This is a genomic window from Lysinibacillus sp. FN11 (assembly GCF_024628845.1).
GTDB lineage: Bacteria > Bacillota > Bacilli > Bacillales_A > Planococcaceae > Lysinibacillus > Lysinibacillus capsici.
Map to the genome: position 1 here is coordinate 193,586 of NZ_CP102383.1, position 19,598 is coordinate 213,183.

Sequence of the window (19,598 nt, forward strand, 5' to 3'; positions counted from 1 at the left end):
AGGAAAAATGCTTGAGGGGAGTAAGACAATGAGTAAAAGACGAGTAGTAATTACAGGAATTGGCGCAGTTACACCACTAGGAAATAGCATCGAAGAAACATGGGCAAACATTAAAGCTGGTAAATCTGGTATTGGTGAGTTGACACGCTTAAATAAAGATCTTTTTGCAGCAAAAATCGCCGCAGAAGTTAAGGACTTTGATATTGAAAAATATATTGATCGTAAAGAAGCACGTAAAATGGATCGTTTCACACAATACGCATTAGCGGCTTCTATTATGGCAATGGAAGATGCACAGTTAACAATTGATGAAGAGCTAGCTCCACGTGCAGGTGTATGGATTGGTTCTGGTATCGGTGGAATGGAAACATATGAACAACAATTTTTAACATTCCAAGAGCGTGGCGCAAGACGTGTTAGTCCTTTCTTTATTCCAATGATGATTCCTGACATGGCATCAGGCCAAGTCTCTATTCACTTTGGTGCAAAGGGGATTAATTCTTGTTCTGTAACGGCATGTGCTTCAGGCACAAACTCTATTGGTGATGCCTTTAAAGTAATTGAGCGTGGAGATGCTGATGTAATGATTTCTGGTGGGGCTGAATCACCAATTGTAACAATGGCAGTTGCAGGTTTTTGTGCCAATACAGCACTATCATTAAATCAAGATCCACAAGCAGCATGTCGCCCATTCGATAAAAACCGAGATGGCTTTATTATCGGAGAAGGAGCGGGTATTGTCATTTTAGAAGAATATGAACATGCAAAAGCTCGTGGTGCCAAAATCTATGCTGAAGTTTTAGGTTATGGTGCAACAGGGGATGCGCATCACATTACGGCTCCAGCTCCAGAGGGTGAAGGTGCAGCCCGTGCGATGACGCAAGCGTTAACAGATGGTGGTGTAGAGCCATCACAAGTTGATTATATTAATGCCCATGGTACAAGTACGCCATATAACGATTTATTCGAAACACAAGCTGTGAAGACTGCTTTTGGTGATCATGCGTATAATCTTGCGATGAGCTCAACAAAATCTATGACAGGTCACTTATTAGGAGCAGCTGGTGGTGTGGAAGCTATTTTCACAGCATTAGCCCTTAAAGAAGGGATTTTACCACCTACAATCAATTTAAAAGATCCTGATCCTGAATGTGATTTAGATTATGTTCCAAACGAAGCAAGAGAAGCAAATATTCAATATGCAATGAGTAATTCTCTTGGTTTTGGTGGTCATAATGCAAGTCTTCTATTTAAAAAATATGAAGCATAATAGATAAACATAAAAAACGTCAGCCAAATTTAAATGGCTGACGTCTTTTTTTATAGTTTTGTGAATAAATGATAAGTAAGAAGAAATAGAAAGGATGCCATTACTATGTTTCGTCTCTTTTTATTTTTAGTAAGTTATGGCTTAATGATCCTCTCTTTAGGGAATCTCATATTGTATTTAAATTACCGCACACTAGGTTATTCATGGAAGGTTGTTTTCAAATTTATTTTTCAAACAACAGAATTTTATATGGCGGTAGGAGCCTGTATCATCATCTGCGCAGTTGTGCTTGATTTGGGCTTTGATCGATCCTCAGACAAGCCGTAAGTTTAGCGACGTGCGCGACCAAGACCCATAGCATTTTCCATACGTTTTAATGTAGCACTAGCAATCGCATTCGCCTTTTCAGCACCTTCATCAAGAATGACATCTAACTCTGATGATTCTACAAGATGATAGAATTTTTCTTGAATAGGTGTTAAGTGTTCAATTACTGCTGTTGCTACACCCTGCTTGAATCCACCATAACCAATTCCCTCATATTTTTTGACTAAATCTTCAACGGCTACCCCTGAAATAGCTGATTCGATTGTCAATAAATTTGAAACACCTGGTTTATTTTCCACATCAAATGCAACGATGCCGTCAGAGTCAGTTACAGCTGATTTAATTTTTTTCTCAATGTCTTTCGCAGTATCTAATAAGCGGATTGTCGCTTTCGTATTTGGATCTGATTTACTCATTTTCTTTGTTGGCTCTTGTAAGGATTTAATGCGTGCGCCTGCTTTAGGTAATTGAATTTCTGGAATTGTTAAAACATCGCCAAAGCGTTTGTTAAAGCGTTCTGCAAGGTCACGAGTTAGCTCAATATGCTGCTTCTGATCATCGCCTACAGGGACTATATTTGTGTTATAAAGTAGAATGTCCGCGGCCATTAGCGGTGGATATGTTAAAAGAGCAGCAGATACGCTTTCCTTACCATGTGATTTATCTTTGAATTGTGTCATACGTTCTAGCTCACCGATAGACGCAACACATTGTAACATCCATCCTGCCTGAGCATGCGCTGGCACCTCTGATTGAATAAATAAGGTCGATTTTTTAGGGTCAATGCCAGTAGCAATATAGGTAGCAGCAAGCTTTCGAATACTTTCTCGTAATTCTTTAGGATCTTGTGCAACAGTGATTGCATGTTGATCAACGATACAATAAATGGCGTTCCCTTCATCCTGTAGTGCTGGGAACTGCTTGAATGCTCCTAAATAGTTCCCTAATGTTACGATACCTGTAGGCTGTACGCCAGAAAAAATAGTTGTCATTAAAAATTCCTCCTCGAATTCAATTTCTGTAACATTTGTCACAGCGTTGTCTTCACCTTTCAACTTGGTGATGAAGACAAAAAAACATCATGCGTCCTCATTAGATTTTTTCTAATGAAGGGACGAATGATGTTTGAATCCGCGGTACCACCCAGCTTGCCTAAAAAGGCCACTCAGCTTCGTAACGTGAAGGGACGAGCTTTGCTAATAGCTTCAAGTAGCGTTCACAAAGCTAACTCGGAAGTCCATTCCACATGCATCCACGATCTGTTTACAGCAACCACAGACTCTCTATACGTGAATTAGCATATGTACTACTCTTCGTCAGCGTTTTTCTCAATTTAAATTGTTCAAATTGATTTGATTGCAAAGAATTATATTATAAAGATTCCTTTGTGTAAAGTCAGACTTTTGACGGTGTTTTTTTCCTAGAAAAAATTATATGCTTTTTTTGTTATGTAATTTTGTTATAAATTTATAATTTTTTATTAAAAAATTGGCTAGATGTACACGGGAGATTGACAATTTTCTCGATTGTTTTTCTTAAATGAGAACAACCGAGATATCTGTTTAGATGTTTAAAATGCTTTAAAAATGGGAAAGGTAGTAGTAGCACATAAGTTTGAAGAAAATACACTATATTTGAAAGCGTATAAATAGACAGAATATTTAGCGATAGGTTCAGATTTTTTTTATTGGAACTATATTCAAATACAGCGGAGTACTGTATAATGGTACTGTGTATTTTACATTACATTAATTCTAATTTAACACATTGGTTCTGGTTTATAGATAATGATTTTGAAATGAAAGGATGTGTCAGAATGATCGTAACCCTATTTACATCACCAAGTTGTACCTCTTGTCGTAAAGCGAAAGCGTGGTTAGAGGAGCACGAAATTCCATATACAGAACGTAATATATTTTCTGAACCACTTAGTATAAGTGAAATAAAAAAAATTTTACGTATGACAGAAGACGGAACTGATGAAATTATTTCCACTCGTTCTAAAATATTCCAAAAATTAAATGTTGACGTTGAAAGCTTACCATTACAACGTTTATATGAATTAATTCAGGAATATCCTGGCTTACTACGTAGACCAATCATTTTAGATGAAAAACGTCTACAGGTTGGCTACAATGAAGATGAAATTCGTCGTTTCTTACCTCGAAAAGTTCGAGCATATCAGTTACAAGAAGCACAACGAATGGTGAATTAAACCTTTCTATTCTGAATAATATATGTAATAGATGTTACAGATGTGGAATACATGTTGTGACATCTTTTTTTTATGTTTTACTTCTGTAAAACCTTCTATATGAAGTATAATAATTAATAGGGAAAAGTCATATATTTCCGTAAAAGTATGTTAAACTTGATTTAAGTTAAATAGTTTACTACAATTTCAATAATTCAAATATCTTCTGTGAAACGGTGTATATCCTTTTCATTTTATGACAGAACAGCATACAATAGAGTTAGAGACAACTGTGAACACAAAAATTCATGTTTACGGTTACTCGATGGTTTTACTGTAGTGTGGTCAAAGGTTGAAAAACAAATGCAGTATGAAGGTTAAAAACAAAGAATAAAAGCATACTAATGAAACAAACTGTTTTTCGACATATGACAGTGAAGGGAGATGAGGTCTAGTGGACATCGAACGTGTAAATGAAAATACACTCAAGCTCTTTATTACGTACAATGATATAGAGGATCGCGGCTATAGTCGTGAAGAAATTTGGTACAATCGAGCAAAGGGTGAACAACTTTTTTGGGATATGATTGATGAAGTAAACACGGAGGATTATTTTGATGTAGAGGGTCCGATTTGGATTCATATCAATGCATCTGAAGTAGGCTTAGAAATCATTGTCACACGTGCACATATTTTAAAAGACGGTGAAACATTAGATGGTCATTCGAATTTTGATGAACACAAAGATATGTTTGCACCATTCGATGAAGTTGGAGAGGATCTTCTTAGCCAACTAACTCAATTTGGTGACATGGATGAGTCAGAATTATTTATGGATACAGACATTTATGTTTATAAATTTAAAGATATTGATGAGTTAATCCCTGTTGCAAAACGAATGACAGACGAATTAGTGGATTCCTCATTATTCAAATATGAAAATTGGTACTATCTAGTTGTTGATTTTGGAAACGCAGATGAGGATTTAAATCGTCATGATAGAAATGCAGTTATCAAGGAATTTTTAACACCATCCAATTTTACAATTCATCGTCTAGAGGAGTACGGTGAAAAAATTATGGAATTCAATTGCTTTGAAACAGTTCGAAAATACTTTGCATAGGCAATGAAACACTAATTATTTTAGACTGTAGTGAAACTCGTAAATGAATCGAGTTTCGCTACAGTCCTTTTTTATGTTTTCAACATCGCAGAGTTTTAAATAAGAGCGCATTTTTAAAATTTCAAGAAAAAACTGCTTTATTTTTGTTTGTGAAAATCCATTCTACTATAGTTGACTAAAAAGGAGCTGATACTATGCTGATTGCCTATAACAATCAACAGCAATTATTTCTCCCCTATCAATATACGAGGAAAGCTTTACAGCAATATAGGCGGCACATGAAATTTTATTGTCCTCAATGTTTAGAACAAGTTCAATTGAAAATAGGTAACTATAATATTCCCCACTTTGCTCACTTCACAAAAAATCAATGTTCACAGCTATTCGCAGAAGGTGAATCTAAATTACATTTACAAGGTAAAGTGCAATTATATGAGTGGCTCCAAAAGCATGGACATCAGGTGGAACTAGAACCATATTTAAAGGAGCTTTCTCAGCGCCCAGATTTGCTTGTTACACGCGATAAGGAGCAGTTTGCAGTTGAATTTCAATGTAGTACAATCTCTCATGAAAAATGGCACCAACGAACAATGGGCTATGAAAGAAACGATATACAAGCAATTTGGCTTTTTCAAACTCCCCAAAGCAAAGACGCCGTCAATGGCATCAGAAAAATTAGAATCTCTCCACTGCTGCAAAAAGCGTTTATAACAACAACGGATTTACCATATTTACTGACGTACAACGCGGTGACAGCCCAATTTATTTATTGGACGAATCTTCTTCATGTTCACGGGCATACTTTCATAGGTAAAGTACAGAAAATTCCGATCGATCAACAACATTTTCCTTTTTATAGACCTCAACGTATTACTCAAGAAGAATTTCAACGCTATTGGCAGCTCTATAAACAGACTTGTAGGCAATTTGCGTTTAATCGTCTTTTACATAGCAAGAAGGGAGTACAAGATCCATTTTTACGTAATTGCTATGAATTAAATCTTTCTCTTACTGCTCTGCCACCATACATTGGAATTCCAGTGAAAGAAGGAGCAGCTATCCCTTTGTTTACGAGCGAATGGCAAATACTGCTGTTTTATTTTAGTAAACAATTAGGACGTCTTCCATTTGAATTAACAAAGGGGCAGATGGAAAACTTTTTATGCAAGTATCAGCTAGAAGTAACCGAACAAGCACTAAGAGCTATTCAAAATTATGGGTATCTTCTTAAGCGTATGCAACATGAGGATGGTTTACTAGATAATTGTGAGCAAGTCTATGTACATTTATTTGCAATTGCCACAATATACTGAGAAAATATGAGAGTAAAAGGAAAAAAGCACATATAAAGGGGGCTGGCATATATGGCTAGTAACAGTAATCAGGTTTTGGTTAGAAAAGAAGTACCAGAAGAATTAACATGGCGCTTAGAAGACATCTTTGCAACAGATGCAGCTTGGGAAGAGGAATTGAAGGAGGTTGCAGAGCTTGCTAAACAAGCACCTAGCTATGCAGGTACTTTAAATAATGGGGCAGAGGCATTATTAGCAGCTTTGCAGTATCATGATCATATATATGAACGTGCAATGAAGCTCTACACATATGCTCATATGCGCTATGATCAAGATACGACAAATAGCTTTTATCAAGATATGAACAGCCGTATTCAAACATTGGCAACGAGTATCTCAGCTGGCCTTTCCTATTTAACGCCAGAAATTCTGACATTAAGTGAAGAAACGATTGAACGCTACTTAACAGAAAATCAAGACCTACAACTATATAAACAATCTTTAAAAGAAATTACAATGGCACGTCCACATGTATTACCAGCCGAACAGGAGGCATTGCTAGCGCAAATGTCTGAGGTGACAGGTACAGCTTCGAATACATTCAGCATGTTAAACAATGCCGATATGGTATTCCCTCATGTGAAAAATGAAGAGGGAGAAGAGGTACAACTTACGCATGGTAATTATATAAAGTTTTTAGAGAGCAAGGATCGCTCTGTACGTGAAGGCGCATTTAAAGCGATGTACGAAACGTATGGCAAGTTTAAAAATACGTTCTCGGCTACGCTAACTGGTAATGTGAAGAAGCATAATGTAAGTGCTCGAATTCGTCATTATGATTCTGCACGCCACGCTGCCATGTCTAATAACTTCATTCCTGAAAATGTTTATGATCAGCTGGTGGAAACAATTCATAAGCACTTACCAGCTATGCAACGTTATATTTCGTTGCGTAAGAAATTATTGGGTGTAGATGAATTGCATATGTGGGACTTATTTGCGCCACTAGTTAAAGAGGTGGAAATGAAGGTCTCTTATGATGAAGCGAAAGATATTTTAGTAAAAGCTTTAGCTCCATTAGGGGAGGAATATCAAAGCATCGTTCAAAATGGACTGGATAACCGTTGGGTCGATGTTTTAGAAAATAAAGGGAAGCGTAGTGGAGCCTATTCTTCAGGCGCCTATGGTACAAATCCTTATATTTTAATGAATTGGCAGGACAATGTGAACAATCTATTTACATTAGCACATGAATTTGGCCATAGTGTTCATAGTTATTATTCACGCAACAACCAGCCATTTGTTTATGGAGACTATTCTATTTTTGTGGCAGAGGTCGCTTCTACTTGCAATGAAGAGTTATTAAATGACTATTTACTGAAAACAATTGATGATCCACAACAAAAAATATACTTATTAAACCATTGGCTAGATGGCTTCAGAAGTACTGTATTTAGACAAACAATGTTTGCGGAGTTCGAACATCTTATTCATCAAATGGATAAGAATGGTGAATCCTTGACAGCAGATCGTTTAACAGAAGTTTACTATGAATTAAACAAAAAGTACTTCGGTGATGATATGGTGGTAGATGAGGAAATCGGCTTAGAATGGGCTCGTATTCCACACTTCTACTATAATTACTATGTTTATCAGTATGCGACTGGTAAATCAGCCGCTACAGCATTAAGTAAACAAATATTAGAGGAGGGTGCACCAGCTGTAGAACGTTATATTAATAACTTCTTAAAAGCGGGATGCTCTGATTTCCCTATTGAGGTATTAAAGGCAGCAGGCGTTGATATGAACGTAGCTAAGCCAATTGAAGATGCTTGTAAAGTATTTGAAGAACGTTTAAATGAATTAGAAAAATTATTGTTAAATAACTAATTAATTGGGCTATAGGAATGTTCCTATAGCCCAATTCTTTTTATAAACACCATAAATTGAAAGGGAAGAATAATGTTTTTTTTTGATTTCTAAATAGTTTAAAAGTGTGCATCTTGGAAAAATACTGTTTGTAATCGCTTTCTATTTGACAAATTTGTGAATCTAGTATTGGTTTCATTGCTAAATATATTATTCCATGATAGAGTAATTCTTGTGAAATAAATCACAAAACAAACATACACCCCTTTGTTTGAACGTGAACATTTCTCCCATCCCCTTTGTGAAAAAGAAGCGTCTCTATCGGTCGAGGATAGAGGCGCTTCTTTGTATTTTGCGTTATCTTGAAAAAGGGACTCCATCATGATGATTGGAGTCCCTTTTATTTTATTATTTAAGACGCCATAACGTAGCGTGAGTAGTCTGGATTCGTTCGATCTTTTGTTGCAGCATACGTTTCTTTAGTTCACGCTCTGCTGCTTGCTCTGTTAATGAATAGATAAAAGCTATTTCATTTGTAGAAAGAGTATGGAATTTAGAAAATAAGTCCTCTATTGATGGTAAAGGCTGACGGACAAGCTGTTCGCTCAGCATTTCTTGTAAAATATGTTCATAAACTTCATAGGAATAGCTACCACTAACTTTTAGTCCCTCATCTTCAATACATTCATTGAAAAATACGATACTTGGTACTTCTTCTACTTCCATTTCGCGTTTAATATATAAATCGCATTGGAAAGCACGTGCTGCCTCCTTTGAACCAAAGTCAACAGTAAACTCATTCATATCGAGTTGAACATCCTCAGCTATTTTTAAAAGCGTTGCATAGGAGTTTACATCTTGATGACTTAATAATACGTATTCTTGTAGTTTCGATAAATAACGTGCACCTGCACGTTTCCCCTGTAATTCAGCTGCTTTAATAGCGATAGAAGGTAAAACAGGATGATTTATATCAAGTTCGATTCCTGAAATACAGCCTTTGACACGTTTACTTAAGCAATTTAAAGAAGTAAGTTCTGTACTTAAAACAAAGCGCCATGTGAAGTAATGGTTGTATTCAAGCTGTAATTTACGAAGAGTTGCTTGCATACTGAAAGCTTCAGGGCAAAGTGGATCTACGAAAATATACAATTCAATTGGCTTGTTTGCAGTAGAAATCGTTGGCGTTGGCTCTTGCAACATTTGAATATTATTCACGTAACAATTCCCCCTCATCGTCATTTGGCGTATTAACCATGTGATGAGCTGTTAATACTAAACGTTGATAATAAGTTTCACGGAACTTCCCTTCCAAACCTACCTCATCCATTGCTTCTGACATACACTCTAGCCAAGCTTGAGCGCGGTCAGGTGTAATAGGAAAATTCATGTGACGTGCACGCATCATCGGATGACCATGCTCCTCAGTAAAAAGATTTGGTCCCCCTAAATACTGTGTTTGAAATTGAATTTGTTTACGGGCTGTTTCTGTTAAATCCTTTGGAAAGATTGGAATAAGATCAGGATGCTGAGCAACTCTTTTATAGAACGCATGAATGAGTTCTGACAGTTTTTCAGCTCCCAGCTCCTCATAAGGAACAGTGTATTTTCGACTCATAAGTTATATGCTCCTTTAATTCTTTATATCGTAAAGTACCATATTGTATACTTCATCCTCATCAAATTGTGAAATTCTTGTGACTACCTTCATTCTATCAACGTCTTTTCGTTAACACAAACAAAGAGCTCTTTCGAATTGCTGTTCGCTACAAAAGCACAAATTTCACCACTATGGGTGAAATTTGTTGGAAGTGACATAGATAACAAGAAAGATGCGATTACACTGTAAAGTAATTCATCACTTTTTTGACATAATTCTGTGTTTCTTTGAAAGGAGGGATCCCTCCATATTTTGTAACACGAGATGCGCCAGCATTATAAGCTGCTAATGCTAGTGTAGGGTCATTATTAAACTTATCGAGCATTTGACGCAAATATTTTGCACCAGCCATAATATTCTGCTCTGGATCAAAAGCGTTAGTCACACCCAAATATTGTGCTGTTTTGGGCATGAGTTGCATTAAACCTTGCGCCCCCGCATGGCTTACTACAGTTGGATTAAAATTAGATTCTTGTTTAATAACTGCTGCGATAAGCTTCGCGGGTATCTGATAAGTAGCGGCCGCTTTTTCAATAATGGCAGTATACTCATTTGATCCTGCTAGTGAATTGGCATATGCTGTAGAGCCTATTACATCGTCTGAAACATAGGAATCAAGTTTGTTAGTAGCATATGTGTTTGCTAAAGCTTGTTTGACTGATTCAGGTATAAACACAGCATTAGAGCCTTTGTAAAGTAATGATTCTAATGGACTTTGCTCCAAAGTAGCCAATTCATTGATGAAATTTGAATTATTTGCTGTTCCTGTAGCAAGCAAGCTTGATAATTTAGCATTACTTGCTGTCGAAGTTTCTCCTAATAATTCGTTAATCATGTCAGAAAAAATAGACTCATTGTCTGTGGGTGAACTTTCGCTAGATCCAAGTGTTTGCAAAGCTCGAATTTCTAGTAAAGATTTGAATGATTGAATATCCAAGGAGTCAGACACCTTCCTTTTTCTACTTTTATAAATTTTGTGCTTTTAGTGCCTTCATAAAACGAGCAATTTTTTTATCAGTTGGTTGCTTATCAATACCATATTGTTGTAAAAATTCGTCGAAAATTATATTTCCTTTTATTGCATCTTTTGCTTCATATTCTACCTCATAATCGTCGCACTGCAAATAGAAAGAATGATCAAAAACAAGAAGTCCCTCTTTGTAGGGAATTTCGACACGATCTGTAGTGAGAGTACCAAATACATGCAATTGTTCTAAAGGAATGTTATGAAGAGCTAATCTTTTACTTACCTCTTGAGCATAAAATCCCTTGCCATCTAACATTTGTTGCGCCTCTATTGCTGTTATTTCATCCGTCGTTTCAAGGTGAGCATGCTCAGTGTTTTTTTCTTTGAGCGTACATTCGTAATAATCACCAATTTGTCTAATACGAAGCCCACTTTGTAGTTTGCGAATAGCTTGATTAGGTGTGTCAAAATAATGATTTGCTTGACGATGAATAGCATTTTGGCTAATGTGGAACTCTTGTAATAATTCCTCGTATTGCTGTTTTGTTAATAGATTTTTAAATTCAATCTCAATTTCTTGTGTCATTTATAGTCACCTATTTATTTTTTATTTTTCATCCGTTGTTTCGCTCGAATTAATATTTACACACTGCAACTATTTACCCTGTGTGCTAAAATAAGAGGAAGAGTACAACGAAAAGGGGAACCGCATGTGCGTAAAATTTATACAATAGATACATCGAATTTTGAACAGGATCAACTTCATTTTAGTTTAAACGACAATGAAGTAAATTTACAGTTAAAACCTGCTGGACAACTCATTGCAGATTCAGATGATTTTGCATTCATTTATTTACTTGATGCAGGTGAAGACTATCATTACTTGCGTTTTCCACCGAGTAGTTGGGAGAATCTTGTACATATTTTACAAAAAGGGAAAAATCCACTGCTACGAATAGGTGAAGAAGTGATCGAACTGACAAATTTCTACGAGGAATTAGAAATGCTCGTGTATAATATTGAAGGAAATTACAATTATGGGGCAGAATTTGTCCAAGCAGTGGAACAACACTTCAAGGCTATTCTCGCTGAATAGAAAGACAAAACGAACAGACGGTGGTGTTCGATACCGATTGTCGGGAGGTTTTTACAATGGGACAATGGGAAATTTTTTTAAGTCCTTATAAACAAGCAGTAGACGAATTAAAAGTAAAATTAAAGGGCATGCGTTCGCAATTTGGTATTGTTAATGCCAATTCGCCAATTGAATTTGTCACAGGACGTGTCAAGCCTTTAGCAAGTATATATGACAAAACGTTAGAAAAAGGACTAGCTTTTGAGCCTTCTAAACAACTTGGTGATGAACTTGGCGATATTGCTGGCCTTCGGATTATGTGTCAATTTGTTGATGATATTTCAACGGTAACTGAGCTAATTCGTCAGCGAAAAGATATGCGTGTAGTGGAAGAACGCGATTATATTACACATAATAAGCCTAGCGGTTATCGCTCCTACCATATGATAGTGGAGTATCCTGTCGAAACAATTCAAGGAAAAAAAGTAGTATTAGCGGAAATACAAATCCGAACACTAGCTATGAATTTCTGGGCTTCAATAGAGCATTCTTTAAATTATAAATATAAGGGGATGTTCCCTGAAGAAATTAAGAATCGCTTGCAAAGTGCTGCGGAGGCCGCATTTCGGCTGGATGAGGAAATGTCATCCATTCGTAGTGAAATTCAAGAGGCACAGGCCTACTTTAGCGAATATAAAGAAGCATCGAATCCTAATTTACTAACGGAGAAGGAGCGTGACGCACAATGAAATTTTCGATTCAATCACGTAGAGATGCACAATCCAACGAGCTGATGGAACTTGCTAAAACCTATTTACAGGATTTTGGCTTGACCTATGATGAAGAGACGCCAGAAATTGTTGTTTCGATTGGAGGAGATGGCACACTATTGCATGCCTTTCATCGATACTCTCATTTATTAGACCAGGTAGCCTTCGTTGGTATCCATACAGGGCATTTAGGATTTTATGCGGATTGGAAACCATCTGAATTAGAAAAATTAGTTTTGTCCATTGCTAAAAAGGATTTTAATGTTGTGGAATATCCACTGCTGGAAGTAAGGGTAGAGCATCATAATGCCGAATCCAATACGTATCTTGCTTTAAACGAAGCAACCGTCAAATCGCCAGATGTTACACTTGTGATGGATGTTGAGTTAAATGGCAATCAATTTGAGCGTTTCCGTGGCGATGGTCTTTGTGTATCCACTCCTTCGGGTAGTACGGCTTATAATAAAGCACTAGGTGGAGCCATCATACATCCTACACTAGCGGCACTCCAAGTCACTGAAATTGCCTCAATTAATAACCGCGTTTTCAGGACAGTAGGATCGCCATTAATCTTGCCAGCACACCATCATTGTGTATTGCGTCCTGTAAATGAACAAAATTTTAATATGACTGTTGATCACTTGCAAATTACTCAAGGTGATGTGAAAGCCATAGCGTTTAATGTAGCAAATGAAAGAGTACGTTTTGCCCGTTTCCGACCATTCCCATTTTGGGAGCGAGTGCATGAATCATTTGTTGCAAATGAATAACGTGGATACAAGATTTACATTACAATTTGAGGCGAAGAAAAATGGCCAATTATTACGAGAGGCACTTCAAGAGTGGCGTATTTCTAAGCGAGCTCTAACAGCTATTAAGTTTGATGGTGGCATGTTGACTGTGAATGATGTCGAACGTAATGTGAGACATATCCTGCAAGTTGGAGATTGTGTGAAAGTAACGTTTCCTCCCGAAGAAAAAAGTGAAGGGCTTGCTATTGAGCATGGGGATTTGACCATTGTATATGAAGACGATGCCATCTTAGTGCTCAACAAACCAGCTCATCAAAGTACGATACCCTCACGAGAGCATCCAACCAAAAGCATTGCAAATTTAGTTTGTGGCTATTTTCAGAAACAAGGATTGGCCTCTACGGCTCATATTGTTACAAGGCTAGACCGAGATACATCAGGTTTACTGTGCATAGCTAAGCATGCTCATATTCATCATTTAACAGGGCTTGCTCAGCGTAAGAGAGAGATTTCAAGACAATATGAAGCCATTGTACATGGACATATCGAACAAAACTTTCAATCGATTATAGCTCCGATTGGTCGTAAAGAAGGTAGTATTATTGAAAGAGATGTACGGGAAGATGGGCAATATGCACATACGGATGTAAAGGTTCTGAAGCGTTTTTCACTGGGTGCTGAACCAATGACACATGTACGACTTCAACTGCATACAGGTCGTACACATCAAATTCGCGTGCATATGTCGCATCTTGGACATCCACTTGTAGGGGATGACCTTTATGGTGGTAGTCGTCTTCAAATTGATCGACAAGCATTACATTGTGTATCTTTAAGTATGGAACATCCTTTAACAAGTGTGCCATTACACTTTACAAGTATGCTAAATGAAGACATGCAAAGATTACTGAAGGAATCTTCTGCATAAATTTTTGATAAAAGGAGGTGTTCGCGCAAACGAGCATCTCCTTATCATTTTTTGATTTAGGTTAAGCTGCGTATTAGAGAAGTAGATTATTTTTACACCTTATTCATAACAAAGTGACAAAGGTAAGGTATAGTAAAATAGAATCGTCATGATTTTAGGCGTAATATTATAAAAATCTGCCCAATTGCTCATAAATATTACTTAAAAAAGAGTTTGCAGAAAAGGTACATTACACTCTATTATATAGAAGGTAGATTTACGGCAGGCATTGCCCGTAAAATGATTGAAAGCTCGGAAGGAGGGGACAAGCATGATAGAGGAAAGAAATGAAAAGGATGATGTGCAATTTGATGAGGCACATCTACGAGAAATGCTAGAAGCACATAATATTGAAGCATTTCGTGATGAGTTTTTAGAACTTCATCCATATGATCAGGCAACGTTTTATGAAAAGGTGGAACCTGATATAAGGAAAATCATCTATTCGTTCTTGTCTCCGACAGAAATGGCTGATATTTTTGAGGCAATCGATATTGAAGATGATGAGTATAAAGCATATCTGGCTGAAATGGATCAATCATACGGTGCAGAAATGCTATCTCATATGTACGCAGATGATGCGGCAGATGTCTTAAATGAACTGGATACAGCACAGCGCGAAAGCTATTTAGAAATGATGGATGAAGAAGCGGCAGAAGATATTAATGAACTACTAAGCTACGATGAATATACTGCTGGTTCTATCATGACCACTGAATATGTCGCTATACCAGAAAATTCAACAGTTCGTTCAGCTATGGCCATATTGCGTAAAGAGGCACCAGATGCAGAAACTGTTTATTATATTTTTGTAGTGGATGAAGAACATCGTCTAACGGGTGTTATATCGTTACGAGACTTAATCATTGCTGACGAGGATACACTTATTCGTTCTATTATGAATGAGCGTGTCGTGATGGTACATGTAGGCGATGACCAAGAAGAAGTCGCGCAAATTATGAAGGATTATAATTTCTTAGCGACACCTGTTATTGATGATAAAGGAGAATTACTTGGCATTATCACGGTTGACGATATTATTGATGTTATTGATGAAGAGGCTTCTGAGGATTACTCTAAATTAGCCGGTATTTCGGATATGGATAAATTTGATGTAACACCATTCCAAGCGGCTAAAAAACGTTTGCCTTGGCTAGTAGTTCTACTGTTTCTAGGTATGTTAACAGCTAACCTAATGGGGCAATTTGAGGATACTTTAGATAAGGTTGCCTTACTAGCCGTCTTTATTCCATTAATTTCAGGAACTTCAGGTAATAGTGGAACACAGGCATTGGCCGTGGCGATTCGAGGGATTGCAACAGGTGATGTAGAAGAACATAGTAAATTTAAGTTACTATTACGTGAAGCAGGTACTGGCTTAATGTCAGGCATTGTTTGTGGATTAATTGTTATTGGGATCGTTTATTTTTGGAAACATGAACTTGTCCTAGGTATGTTAGTAGGGGCAGCACTTTGTGGCTCTATTTTAGTGGCGACTTTAGCTGGTTCATTTATTCCATTGTTAATGCATCGACTAAAAATAGACCCTGCTGTTGCATCAGGACCCTTTATTACTACTTTAAATGATATTACAAGTATTTTAATTTATTTGGGCTTAGCGACAGTTTTCTTAAGCCAAATAGGCTAAGAACCAATTTGCTTACTTTCGCATATTGTATGGAAAAAAGGGAAGTGAGTAAAGTGGATCAAGAACCACGCTTGTTTATAAAATCACCATCATATTTTTTAAATATTTCTAAGGTGTTACATGAACTTGATTTGGATGAAAGTACATCTGTCTATGTGAAGGACAATATGTTCGATGAGCAAATAGTTGAAGAAAAAAATGAGACAGTAGATGATGTACAAATAGATCCTTATTTACTGAAACAGCTCCAATTTTTAGAAAAACCATTTCGTCAGAGAGCCTATCAGCCATTATTAGTTTGTTTAAAAGATGGTAGAAAATTAACTGGGACAGCTTCAGATGTACAGAATGATTCTTTAATGCTCACATCATTAGAATTAAAAATACAGGAAATCATTCATTTTGAAGATATACAGCAAATACTTTGGCGCGGAAGAAAATTGCCAACTTTATAAAAAAAGTGTACAGCAGAGGATGCTGTACACTTTTTTTTATGTGTGTGTGTCAAAGGTGAAAGAATTAGTCACAAATCCCTAAGTCAACATCAGCGATACATTGTACAGCGCAGAAGCAAGATAAATCCACAGTAATACAGCTATCTGTTGAGCTCCAGTCATCTACTTTACAGATTTTCTTCATGTTGATACAACAACCGTCTTTGCTTAGTAAGTCTACTGTACTTTCACTAGAGTCAAATGTACATAATGGCTCTAAAACACGTAAAGTAGCACAACATTCATCAAACATATCTTCTACGCGGAAGAATACGGATGTACAAATACAAGGATCTGCTGTTGGAGAGTTAAAGAATGCTTTGAAAGGAGTACCATCTTTTGTAATTAACATGAAAACACGTGTATCTGCTTGTGAGCGTGCAGGACTAACAATCCCACCTAGTGGCTCTAAGAAACAGTTTGCTGTACATGGAGAACACTCATCTCGCACCGCTTGATTTTGAATATCTAAAATAGCGCGAACTACGTCACAAACGCAGCCTGCTGAATGGATTGGTCCAATAGGATTTGTTGGCTTACCACAACCCATATTGTCACCCCCTTTCCTTGTTACTACTTCTACAATATGTACTTTTGAAAACTGGACTCGGGCTTTTGTGTATTTCTTTGAATGAATAGTTTTTTTATGTGTGGAGAAACTGTAAAGAAAAGGAGGGTAAAACTTGAGGCTACTAGGAATGACGTTACCACTCTTAGTTGTTTTATCGCTGTTAAATGGTTGTGCTGAAAAGGAAAAATTTATCGTCTATGGGTCTCCACAAAACGAAAATGAAGTCGAAGCCCTTATAAAAGAAGAAGACTATGTTGATCGCTCAACGGTTATCCAATATGACGATAGTATGCTTGTTGCAGTACAAATTAAACCATGGGAAAAGTGGAAAAAAACTAAGTTAGAGAAAAAGTTGCAAAAGAAATTTGAAGAGAAATATCCAAATAAAGATGTGTTTGTTTCCGCTGATTACAAAATTTTTTATGAAGCCAATAAAATAAAAAAGGATCAGATGGAAGATACTAAATTGAGCGATAAAATTACAGAACTAAAAGAGCTTGCAAAGGAGGAGACATAAATGGAAAAAGAGCAATATCAACAGTTAGAGCAAAATGTTACACCAAAGCCCCCTTATTTAAAAAATGTAGCAAAAGCCTTTTTCGTTGGCGGTTTTATTTGTGCAATTGGTCAAGCTGTGTCTCTTTTTTATATTATTTTCTTCAATTTTACAGAGGCTACAGCAGGAAATCCAACTGTTGCAACAGTGGTATTTTTTTCCATGATTTTAACGGGTCTTGGCCTTTATAAAAGAATTGGTCAATTTGCTGGGGCTGGATCGGCAGTACCAGTAACAGGCTTTGGTAATGCTGTTGTTTCGGCAGCTATTGAGCATCGTTCTGAAGGGTTAGTATTGGGAGTCGGCGGAAATTTATTTAAATTAGCAGGATCGGTTGTATTATTTGGTGTAGTGTCTGCGTTTTTTGTAGCGCTCATTAAATATATCCTCGTAACGATAGGAGTGGTTTCATGGTAATTGTATTTCAAACGAAGCCCTCTCTTTTAGCTGGTGGAGTGGTAGCGGGTCCTTTAGAGAATCGGAGTGTTTTTAGTCAGTATTTTGACTCCGTTTATGATGATGAACGTTGGCAAATGAAAACAAATGAGCAGGGTCATCGTAAAATGATTGAAGAAGCCTGTGAATATGCTATGAAAAAAATGGGCGTGCAAAAAGGTGATATCCATTATTTGATGGGTGGAGATTTAGTCAATCAAATGACACCAACAAATTTTGCCGCTAGAGATTTAGAAATTCCTTTTATTGGACTATTTTCGGCTTGTGCCACATCCGTATCTTCAGTCATTATTGCATGCCTGTTAACGGAGTTAGGTGCTGCTAATTTTTCATTAGCAGGTGCCTCTAGTCAACATAATGCAATTGAACGCCAGTTTCGTTACCCCATCAATTATGGCGCACAAAAACCACAAACAGCTCAATGGACAGTAACTGCTGCTGGTTATGCGCTAATTGGGAAGCATCGCGAGGAGTATCCTTCTATAGAAGCGGCAACAATTGGTAAGTCCGTTGACTATGGTATGGATGATCCTTTCCACATGGGTGCTGCAATGGCACCTGCTGCTTTTCAGACGATTCAATCTCATTTACAACAGAGAAATCAAAAAATTTATCATTACGATTTAATTTTAACAGGCGATTTGGGACAGCTTGGCTTAAAGCTATTGAAAGGAATGCTTGTGGAAAATGGCGTGAAAAATGAAGAGCTCACGTTATTACGTGATGCAGGTGCTGAATTTTATGGACAGGATCAAGCATTCCAATCTGGTGCAAGTGGAGCAGGCTGTTCGGCAGCTGTTTTTTTTAGTTATGTTATTCAACAAATGCGTGCAGGGAGCTATAAGCGAGTATTACTAGTAGCAACGGGAGCGTTATTATCTCCGCTATCCTATCAGCAAGGCGAGACGATTCCATGTACAGCACATGCGATAGAAATTACGATGAAATGAGGCAAAAAACATGGTTATGACTTTTGTATTTGCATTTATTGTTGGAGGTATTATTTGCGTCATAGGCCAATTATTAATGGATGTTGGCAATTTAACACCGGGCCATACACTAAGTACATTAGTGGTTGTAGGTTCGATTTTGGATGGTATGGGCTTATATGAGCCATTAATAAATTTTGCTGGAGCAGGGGCGACAGTGCCCATTACATCCTTCGGGAATTCATTAACACATGGTGCCCTGGCGGAGGCAGAAAAACATGGACTTGTTGGCGTATTAACAGGCATGTTCGAAGTAACAAGCTCAGGAATTAGTGCTGCTATTGTGTTTGGCTTTATTGGTGCCTTAATATTTAGACCAAAAGGGAATATTGACTAGACGAATACCCCTCCCATTTTTACGACCGAAACATATTATAGGTTGTAGAAGGGAGGGGTGCTTTTATGGGATACCAAGGCTGGGGCTCACAACCGTACGGAAATAACGTTGGTGGGTGGAACAATAGCTACTGCGGAGGATACTCTGGAGGCAACAACAACTATGGTTATGGTTCTACATTTGTTCTAATTGTTGTACTATTCATTCTATTAATTATTGTTGGCGCTACTTACATCTAATTTGATGAACATAATAAAGGCTTTAGCTTTTATTTAGGATAT

At 37.1% G+C, this 19,598-nt stretch carries 23 protein-coding genes and 1 other annotated feature; of the genes, 17 read left to right on the forward strand and 6 right to left on the reverse strand.

The window, feature by feature from the left end; all coding sequences use genetic code 11:
- The first annotated feature begins 28 nt into the window (after positions 1-28).
- The gene (fabF, locus tag NP781_RS00840; RefSeq protein ID WP_048392031.1) at positions 29-1,270 is read left to right on the forward strand and encodes a beta-ketoacyl-ACP synthase II; all 1,242 of its coding nucleotides are present in this window, start codon (positions 29-31) and stop codon (positions 1,268-1,270) included.
- Between the two features lie 105 nt (positions 1,271-1,375).
- Complete coding sequence (locus NP781_RS00845; protein WP_004227464.1) at positions 1,376-1,597, forward strand: YuzI family membrane protein; 222 nt, start codon at positions 1,376-1,378, stop codon at positions 1,595-1,597.
- Positions 1,598-1,599: 2 nt separating this feature from the next.
- Here the strand turns inward: NP781_RS00845 and trpS are convergent, their stop codons facing one another.
- Complete coding sequence (trpS, locus tag NP781_RS00850; RefSeq protein WP_221679514.1) at positions 1,600-2,589, reverse strand: tryptophan--tRNA ligase; 990 nt, start codon at positions 2,587-2,589, stop codon at positions 1,600-1,602.
- Positions 2,590-2,704: 115 nt separating this feature from the next.
- Positions 2,705-2,926: a binding site (T-box leader), on the reverse strand.
- Between the two features lie 490 nt (positions 2,927-3,416).
- On the opposite strand from trpS, the gene spxA reads away from it, so the two are divergent.
- The 4 genes from spxA to pepF all read left to right on the forward strand — a co-directional run bounded on the left by spxA (position 3,417) and on the right by pepF (position 8,096).
- Positions 3,417-3,812: a transcriptional regulator SpxA gene (gene spxA / locus NP781_RS00855; protein WP_025116803.1), complete on the forward strand. Its 396-nt coding sequence runs from the start codon at positions 3,417-3,419 to the stop codon at positions 3,810-3,812.
- Positions 3,813-4,245: 433 nt separating this feature from the next.
- A complete protein-coding gene (mecA, locus tag NP781_RS00860) occupies positions 4,246-4,914 on the forward strand; it encodes an adaptor protein MecA (protein ID WP_004227456.1) in 669 nt (222 codons plus the stop codon).
- A 194-nt stretch (positions 4,915-5,108) separates the two neighbouring features.
- On the forward strand, positions 5,109-6,227 hold the full coding sequence (locus NP781_RS00865; RefSeq protein WP_257521207.1) for a competence protein CoiA: 1,119 nt from the start codon (positions 5,109-5,111) through the stop codon (positions 6,225-6,227).
- Between the two features lie 51 nt (positions 6,228-6,278).
- A complete protein-coding gene (gene pepF / locus NP781_RS00870) occupies positions 6,279-8,096 on the forward strand; it encodes an oligoendopeptidase F (protein ID WP_221679518.1) in 1,818 nt (605 codons plus the stop codon).
- Positions 8,097-8,483: 387 nt separating this feature from the next.
- On the opposite strand, the gene NP781_RS00875 is transcribed toward pepF, so the two are convergent.
- The 4 genes from NP781_RS00875 to NP781_RS00890 all read right to left on the reverse strand — a co-directional run bounded on the left by NP781_RS00875 (position 8,484) and on the right by NP781_RS00890 (position 11,288).
- Complete coding sequence (locus NP781_RS00875; protein WP_221679521.1) at positions 8,484-9,293, reverse strand: DsbA family protein; 810 nt, start codon at positions 9,291-9,293, stop codon at positions 8,484-8,486.
- Complete coding sequence (locus NP781_RS00880) at positions 9,286-9,693, reverse strand: globin domain-containing protein (RefSeq protein WP_004227447.1); 408 nt, start codon at positions 9,691-9,693, stop codon at positions 9,286-9,288. Before NP781_RS00880 ends, NP781_RS00875 begins: the two co-directional genes overlap by 8 nt.
- 220 nt (positions 9,694-9,913) lie before the next feature.
- Entirely contained in the window at positions 9,914-10,672 is a 759-nt protein-coding gene (locus NP781_RS25475; RefSeq protein ID WP_221679523.1) for a lytic transglycosylase domain-containing protein, read from the reverse strand.
- Positions 10,673-10,700: 28 nt separating this feature from the next.
- Positions 10,701-11,288: a CYTH domain-containing protein gene (locus tag NP781_RS00890; protein WP_221679525.1), complete on the reverse strand. Its 588-nt coding sequence runs from the start codon at positions 11,286-11,288 to the stop codon at positions 10,701-10,703.
- Between the two features lie 126 nt (positions 11,289-11,414).
- Between NP781_RS00890 and NP781_RS00895 the strand changes: the two genes are divergently transcribed.
- From NP781_RS00895 to NP781_RS00920, 6 genes are all read left to right on the forward strand, one after another.
- A complete protein-coding gene (locus NP781_RS00895; RefSeq protein ID WP_004227440.1) occupies positions 11,415-11,798 on the forward strand; it encodes a UPF0738 family protein in 384 nt (127 codons plus the stop codon).
- Between the two features lie 56 nt (positions 11,799-11,854).
- Positions 11,855-12,526, forward strand: coding sequence for a GTP diphosphokinase (locus NP781_RS00900; protein WP_004227437.1), 672 nt, complete (start codon positions 11,855-11,857; stop codon positions 12,524-12,526).
- Positions 12,523-13,317 carry an NAD kinase gene (locus NP781_RS00905; protein WP_004227435.1) on the forward strand — a complete coding sequence of 265 codons (795 nt, stop codon included), beginning with the start codon at positions 12,523-12,525 and terminating at the stop codon, positions 13,315-13,317. The genes NP781_RS00900 and NP781_RS00905 overlap by 4 nt, the downstream gene beginning before the upstream one ends.
- The gene (locus NP781_RS00910; protein ID WP_257521208.1) at positions 13,292-14,227 is read left to right on the forward strand and encodes an RluA family pseudouridine synthase; all 936 of its coding nucleotides are present in this window, start codon (positions 13,292-13,294) and stop codon (positions 14,225-14,227) included. The genes NP781_RS00905 and NP781_RS00910 overlap by 26 nt, the downstream gene beginning before the upstream one ends.
- A 310-nt stretch (positions 14,228-14,537) precedes the next feature.
- Positions 14,538-15,914, forward strand: a complete 1,377-nt coding sequence (gene mgtE / locus NP781_RS00915; protein ID WP_004227432.1) for a magnesium transporter — start codon at positions 14,538-14,540, stop codon at positions 15,912-15,914.
- Positions 15,915-15,967: 53 nt separating this feature from the next.
- On the forward strand, positions 15,968-16,369 hold the full coding sequence (locus tag NP781_RS00920) for a hypothetical protein (protein ID WP_257521209.1): 402 nt from the start codon (positions 15,968-15,970) through the stop codon (positions 16,367-16,369).
- 64 nt (positions 16,370-16,433) lie between these two features.
- Here NP781_RS00920 and NP781_RS00925 read toward each other — a convergent pair whose 3' ends face one another.
- Complete coding sequence (locus NP781_RS00925; protein WP_004230953.1) at positions 16,434-16,958, reverse strand: CotY/CotZ family spore coat protein; 525 nt, start codon at positions 16,956-16,958, stop codon at positions 16,434-16,436.
- A gap of 133 nt (positions 16,959-17,091) precedes the next feature.
- On the opposite strand from NP781_RS00925, the gene NP781_RS00930 reads away from it, so the two are divergent.
- The 5 genes from NP781_RS00930 to NP781_RS00950 all read left to right on the forward strand — a co-directional run bounded on the left by NP781_RS00930 (position 17,092) and on the right by NP781_RS00950 (position 19,556).
- Positions 17,092-17,496 (forward strand): YhcN/YlaJ family sporulation lipoprotein, encoded by a 405-nt coding sequence (locus NP781_RS00930; RefSeq protein ID WP_257521210.1) that lies wholly within the window; start codon positions 17,092-17,094, stop codon positions 17,494-17,496.
- Complete coding sequence (gene spoVAC, locus NP781_RS00935) at positions 17,497-17,952, forward strand: stage V sporulation protein AC (protein WP_016994343.1); 456 nt, start codon at positions 17,497-17,499, stop codon at positions 17,950-17,952. It abuts the gene before it with no gap.
- Complete coding sequence (locus NP781_RS00940; RefSeq protein WP_257521211.1) at positions 17,946-18,941, forward strand: stage V sporulation protein AD; 996 nt, start codon at positions 17,946-17,948, stop codon at positions 18,939-18,941. The genes spoVAC and NP781_RS00940 overlap by 7 nt, the downstream gene beginning before the upstream one ends.
- Positions 18,942-18,957: 16 nt before the next feature.
- On the forward strand, positions 18,958-19,317 hold the full coding sequence (spoVAE, locus tag NP781_RS00945) for a stage V sporulation protein AE (protein ID WP_370635293.1): 360 nt from the start codon (positions 18,958-18,960) through the stop codon (positions 19,315-19,317).
- Between the two features lie 65 nt (positions 19,318-19,382).
- Positions 19,383-19,556, forward strand: a complete 174-nt coding sequence (locus NP781_RS00950) for a YjcZ family sporulation protein (RefSeq protein ID WP_004230967.1) — start codon at positions 19,383-19,385, stop codon at positions 19,554-19,556.
- Positions 19,557-19,598: the final 42 nt, after the last annotated feature.